Origin of the sequence: Kitasatospora sp. NPDC091257 (assembly GCF_044757675.1) — a bacterium.
Classification (GTDB): domain Bacteria; phylum Actinomycetota; class Actinomycetes; order Streptomycetales; family Streptomycetaceae; genus Kitasatospora; species Kitasatospora lactacystinica.
Genome location: NZ_JBIVVI010000902.1, coordinates 1 through 3,828 on the forward strand (window position 1 = coordinate 1; position 3,828 = coordinate 3,828).

The 3,828-nt window shown below is 75.4% G+C and carries 3 protein-coding genes and 1 pseudogene; 1 reads left to right on the forward strand and 3 read right to left on the reverse strand.

Going from position 1 to position 3,828, the window contains the following annotated elements; all coding sequences use genetic code 11:
* A pseudogene (locus ACIQOV_RS31685) lies at positions 1-378 on the forward strand (hypothetical protein); the annotation flags it as partial.
* Here ACIQOV_RS31685 and ACIQOV_RS31690 read toward each other — a convergent pair.
* From ACIQOV_RS31690 to ACIQOV_RS31700, 3 genes are all read right to left on the reverse strand, one after another.
* Positions 375-2,597 carry an MMPL family transporter gene (locus ACIQOV_RS31690; RefSeq protein WP_401054119.1) on the reverse strand — a complete coding sequence of 741 codons (2,223 nt, stop codon included), beginning with the start codon at positions 2,595-2,597 and terminating at the stop codon, positions 375-377. The pseudogene ACIQOV_RS31685 and the gene ACIQOV_RS31690 overlap by 4 nt on opposite strands.
* A complete protein-coding gene (locus ACIQOV_RS31695) occupies positions 2,495-3,310 on the reverse strand; it encodes a hypothetical protein (RefSeq protein WP_401054120.1) in 816 nt (271 codons plus the stop codon). The genes ACIQOV_RS31690 and ACIQOV_RS31695 overlap by 103 nt, the downstream gene beginning before the upstream one ends.
* A 70-nt stretch (positions 3,311-3,380) precedes the next feature.
* A complete protein-coding gene (locus ACIQOV_RS31700) occupies positions 3,381-3,803 on the reverse strand; it encodes a heme-binding protein (RefSeq protein WP_401054121.1) in 423 nt (140 codons plus the stop codon).
* Between the last annotated feature and the right edge of the window lie 25 nt (positions 3,804-3,828).

Genomic DNA, 3,828 nt, shown 5'->3' on the forward strand with positions numbered 1-3,828 from the left:
GTGCGAAACCCCGACACCCCCCTGCTGCGCGCCGCCCGCACCCCACTGACCGCCCTGCACCAACTCGCCGACCAATGGGACCCGGACGTCCACGGACAGGACCTCCTGCGCACCCCGCTCAGCCGCGCCCGCCTCACCGGCATCGACCTGTGGGCCCACCGCGTCCCGGTCCGCGCCGCCGCCCTGCTGCGCCGCGCCGTCCGCGTCGCCGGTGCGCCCGCCGCACCCCAGGCCGCCCGCCTCGACCACCTCCTGCGCGACTGGTGCGCCCAGTACCAGCGGACCTTCCACCCCGTCCGGCTCCCCGTCGCCCGCCAGGCCGCCCACCAGGCCAACACCGTCCGCGCCGCCGTCGCCCTGCGCCACCCGGAGCCCTAGACGTTCGTGCCCTCGGTGTCGATGTGCGGCAGCACCCGGTCCAGGAACCGCGGCGTCCACCAGGCCGCCGCCCCCAGCAGCGTCATCACCGCCGGAACCAGCAGCAGCCGCACCACCGTCGCGTCCACCAGCACGCTCACGGCCAGGCCCAGCCCCATCATCTTGATCACCACGTTGTCGCTGACGATGAACGCGGCGAACACGCTCACCATGATCAGCGCCGCACAGCTGATCACCCGCGCGGTGATCTCCAGCGCGTGCGCCACGGCGTCGTGGCTGCGACCGGTGCGCAGCCACGCCTCGTGCACCCGCGACAGCAGGAAGATCTCGTAGTCCATGCTCAGCCCGAAGACGATCGCGAACATCATCATCGGCACGTAGCTCTCGATCGGCACCTTCCCCTCCACCCCCAGCGCCGGCCCGCCCCAGCCCCACTGGAAGACCGCCACCACCACCCCGTACGAGGCCGCGATCGACAGCAGGTTGAGCACCGCGGCCTTGACCGCGACCAGCGGACCGCGGAAGACCAGCAGGATGATCAGGAAGGCCAGCCCGACCACCACCACGATGATCAGCACCAGCCGGCTCGACACGATGTCCAGGAAGTCGACCTGCGCCGCCGTGTTGCCGGTCACGTACGTCTTCGCACCGGTGCCGGCCACCGCGTCCGGCAGCACCGTGTCCGCCAGCCGGTTCACCAGGTCGGTGGTGGCCCGGTCCTGCGGGGCGCTCGCCGGGATCACGGTGCCGAACAGCACCGCGCCGTCCGGGCTGGTCTGCAGTGGGGTACTGCTCGCCGCGCCGGGCCGGCCGGTGAGCGCCTGCTGCACCGAGGCCGACACCCCCGCCCGCGCCTCGGCGGGCACGGCGCTCTGGTCGACCACCACCGTCAGCGGCCCGTTCGATCCCGGCCCGAAGGCCTGGGACATCAGGTCGTAGGCCCGCCGGTCGGTGAAGTCGGTGGAGTCCGCGCCGTCACCGATGTGGCCCAGCTGAATGGAGAACAGCGGGATCGACAGCACCACGAGCACCACCACCCCGGCCACCAGGTACCGCCACGGCCGCGCCTCCACCCGCCGGGCGTAACGGTGCCAGGCCCCGCCCTCCACGTCCCCGCCGGCCTCCGCGACCGGACGGCGCACCGCGAACCGGTCCATCCGGCGCCCGATCAGCCCCATCAGCGCCGGCAGCAGGGTCAGCGCCCCGAGCACCGCCGACACCACCGTGATGCCCGCCGCCGCCCCCAGCTTGGCGATGAAGGAGATCCCCGACACCGACAGCCCGGACAACGCGACGATCACGGTGCAGCCGGAGACCAGCACCGCCCGCCCGCTGGTGGCCACCGCCTGCCCGGCGGAGGCCACCGGATCCACCCCGTCCATCAGGTTCTGCCGGTGACGGGTCAGCAGGAACAGCGCGTAGTCGATCCCCACCCCGATGCCGATCATCGTCGCCAGCGTCGGCGCCACCGTCGCGAACGTGGACAGCGCCGCGACCAGCCCCAGCACCCCCAGGCCCACCACCGCCGCGAACAGCGCCGTCAGCAGCGGCAGCCCGGCCGCGATCGCACTGCCGAACCCCACCAGCAGCACCACGACCGCCACCGCGAAGCCGATCACCTCGCTGGAACGGTCGTCCGCCGCCGGCCGGGCCAGCTCGCCCAGCGGCCCCCCGTACTCCACCTGCACCCCGGCCGCCCGCAGCGGCTCCACCGCCGCGTCCACCCCCGGCAGGTAGTCCTGGCCCAGCAGGGTCGGGTTGGTGTCGAACCGTACGGTGAAGTACCCGGTCAGCCCGTCGGCGGACAGCGGCCCGCCCGGCGGCGGGCTCTGCCCCGGCGGCGGCAACGGACTCTGCACCGCCAGCACGTGCGGCAACTGCTGGAGCGAGGCCGCCGCCTGGGCGATCTGCGGCTGGAACCCCGTCAGCGGCGCCGCGTCGTGCAGCACCACCTGGGAACTGGTGCCCGCCGCGGCCGGCTCGTGCGCCTGCAGGACGTCCCGGCCCTGCTGCGCCTGGGTGCCGGGCAGCGAGAAGTCGTCCGAGTAGGCGCCGCCCACCGACCTGTTGGCGGCCTGGACGCCGGCCAGGGCGATCAGCCACAGCACGATGACGATCAGCGAGTGGCGCGCGCACCACTCGCCCAGGCGGCGCAGCGCCGAGCGCCGGGCCGGCGCCGCGGCGGCCGGCGAGGGGGCGGGACGGGCGGACGGCGGCATGGAAGGCTCCCGGGTCTCCTGCACGGCGGTGCGCCGATCGGCGCAGTCTTCCCGGCCGCCCGCGCCGCCCACCGGTACCGGTGGGTAGTCGCCCCTACGGCTCCGGGAACCGCCGGCATCGCGGCGGTGGCCGGGGCCGCGGGGGCGGCGGGGGGACGGTCAGGGCCGCCGAAGTTGGCGACCCACACGGTGTCGTCGCCGTCGACGGCCACGCCCCAGGGCAGGAACAGGCCGCCGCCGGTGAAGGGTTCGGGGGCCGGGGTCCCGTCGGACCGGATCAGCGGCACGGAGGCGCCCGGGCGTGCACCGGCGTCGCCCGCCACGGCGGCGTCCGCGAGGTCGCCCGCGGTGCCGTCGCCGCAGGGCACCGGCAGGATGCCGCTGTTGGAGACCCAGGCGGAGCCCCGGGCATCGACGGTGACGCCGAATCCGGCACCGTACAGGCCGCCGCCGCGGTAGGGGGCGCCGGGGGCGTCCCGGCCGGTGGGGGTGAACTTCAGGACGCTCTCGCCGCCGCAGGCCGGGACGGCGGGATCGGCGTCGTGGCGGTAGTTGTTGCTGGCCCAGGCGTCGCCGTCGGCGTCGAAGGCGATGTTGCCCGGCCCGTCGATCTCCCGGCCGTTGCCGCCGTAGCGCAGGGCCACGGTCCAGGCCTCGGGGGCGGCGGCCGTCCGTCCCCCTGCCTGCCGCAGCGGCGCCCCGCCCGGGCGCATCCGGCCGCGGGACGCGGCGGAAATTGCCCGGTACGGGCGATGCGCGGCGGCGCCTGCCGGTGGCGGGGCCTCAGCCGAGCCGGGCGAGTGCGGCGGCGGCGAAGGAGTGGTCCTGCTCGGGGGCGCCGCCGCCGACGCCGATGGCGCCGATCGGCCGGCCGTCGCGGTGGACGGGGATGCCGCCGGCGATGAACAGCAGCGGGCGGTCCAGCGCGGTGGGCAGGGAGTGGAACGGCCCGTCGGGCTTGACCAGGTCGACCAGGTCGGCGGTCGGGGCGTTCAGCTGGAGGGCGGTGTAGGCCTTGCGGGTGCTGGTCTCGCCGGAGATCAGCACGGCGCGGTCGTCGCGGCGGAAGGCGAGCAGGTGGCCGCCCGCGTCCAGGACGGTGACGCTGACGGTCACGTCCGCGGCCTCGGCGGCGGTCCGGGCGGCGTCGACGAGGAGTTCGGCGTCGGCGGTGGTGAGCGGGGCGACGGCGGTGGTGGCACTCATGAGGTCTTCTCCGGGGTGGGGGGTG